The organism is Crossiella sp. S99.2, assembly GCF_023094165.1.
In the GTDB taxonomy this organism is placed as follows: domain Bacteria; phylum Actinomycetota; class Actinomycetes; order Mycobacteriales; family Pseudonocardiaceae; genus Crossiella.
This window is the reverse complement of record NZ_JALMDK010000037.1, coordinates 1-1,753: the sequence shown is the minus strand read 5'-3', so window position 1 is coordinate 1,753 and position 1,753 is coordinate 1. Positions and strand designations below refer to the sequence as shown.

At 68.7% G+C, this 1,753-nt stretch carries 1 protein-coding gene; it reads right to left on the bottom strand.

The genetic code is table 11. The annotated features are described in order from the left end of the window. Positions 1 to 30: 30 nt before the first annotated feature. Positions 31 to 1,662 carry an IS1182 family transposase gene (locus MZC64_RS47445; RefSeq protein WP_247766269.1) on the bottom strand — a complete coding sequence of 544 codons (1,632 nt, stop codon included), beginning with the start codon at positions 1,660 to 1,662 and terminating at the stop codon, positions 31 to 33. Positions 1,663 to 1,753: the final 91 nt, after the last annotated feature.

Below are 1,753 nucleotides of genomic sequence, written 5' to 3'. Positions count from 1 at the left end.
TACGACTCTGTTGGCGAATTGGTGGGGTGGTCAGGCGGCGGTGCGCAGGGCCTGGAACCGGGTGATGCGGGTTTTGCCGTGCGGGACCTCCCGGAGCCAGGCATCGATGCGGACCAGGTTGATCGCGATCGCGGTCAGCACCAGCTGGAGATGGGTCTTGGCCAACCCGATGTAGCGGGTCCGGCGTAGCCCGAAAGCCCGCACCGCCTGGGAGATCGTGCCCTCCACTCCGGCACGTGCGTGGTAGCGCCGCCGCCACTGCGGCGTGGCCTGCTCGGCGCGGGCCGCGGTGACAAGCTCGTGTTCGGCACGGGGACGCGCCATCACCTGCCTGCCCCGCGTCTTGGAGCGAGTGCAGTCGGTGCGGACCAGGCAAGCCCGGCAGTCCCGGGCAGGGAAACGGATGTGGATCTCGGTGTAGCCGGTGGGACGAGCGTGGGAGATCCAGCTGCTGGATGCCTTGCCCTGCGGGCAGGTGGCCGTGTTCTGGTCGAAGTCCAGGGCGAAGCCGGTGATGTCGAATCCTTTGCCTGCCTGGGCTTGCCAGCTGGTGTCCGGGCGCAGCGGTCCTACCAGGTCCACTCCGCGGCGGCGGCTGGTCAGCAGGGTCTGGCCGTCGACATAACCGGTGTCAAGCAGGTGGGTCCGGGGCAGCAGAGCCGCCTCGGTGAGATCCTGGTGGATCGTGGTGGTCATGCCCAGATCCGGCACCGGGGCAGGGGTGGTGGCCACGTGGGTGATCACATGCGGGGTGTCGGGGTCGCAGGTCTCGGACAGGTGTGCCCGGTAGCCGCGCCAGAGCAGGTCGCCTTTGACGCTGGTGCGGGCCTGCGGGTCGTGGGGGGTGTCCAGGCGCAGCGTGGCGGGGGGCGTGCCCTGGTCTTTCGGGTCCCGGGGCCGGATCTTTCCGTGCCGGTCACGGTAGAACTGCTGGACCCAGACCTGCCGCAGGGTCTGCAGGGCGGGTAGCTGGGCCAGGTAGGCCTTCTCCGGCGTGGTGGTGATCATGTCCCAGAGTTGTTGTCCGTCGGCCCCGGTCTGGGTGGCCAGGGCGCGGCGTTTCGTCTCGGTTTTCGGGAGCCGGTAGGCATCCGGGCGGGGGCCGTAGCGGTCAAACCACTCATCTGGCACCCAGGATCGCAGCCAGTCCGGTTCGGCTGTGGTGAGGGCTTCCAGGGCGTGGCGCAGGGTCTCGATGAGGTTTTCCAGGCGGTTGAGCGTGCGGGCCGCGCTGAGTATGTGGGTGGAGTCGGTGCGGGCGTCTCCGCCCGGGGTGAGCAGGTTGTGCTCCCGTAGTTGGGTGAGCAGTGCTGTGAGCAGGCGTTGTTCGGCTGCTCCGGTGATCAGCCGGTCCCGGAACTCGGAGAGCACCGAGAAATCGAAGCCGGGGTCGGTCAGTTCCAGGGCGAGGGCGTATTTCCAGTCCAGGCGGGCGCGGACCTGCTCGGCGGCCTGCCGGTCGGTCAGGCCCTCGGCGTATTGCAGGATGAGGACCAGGGCCAGCCGGGCGGGTGAGGTGGCGGGCTGGCCCCGGTGGGAGAACAGTGGGGCGAAGTCCTCATCGGTGAAGACCGGGCCGAGTGTGTCGCGGATCTGCATGCACAGGCTGGGTTTACGGTGCGCGGCCTTGGCCACCCGGGCGGTCTCGGCGGGGATGGTCATCAGTGAGTGTGGGCGCAGCACCATGCTGACCGAGGTTAGCCCGGGTGATCACCCGGCCGACACCCCCATCCAATTCGCCAACAGAGTCGTC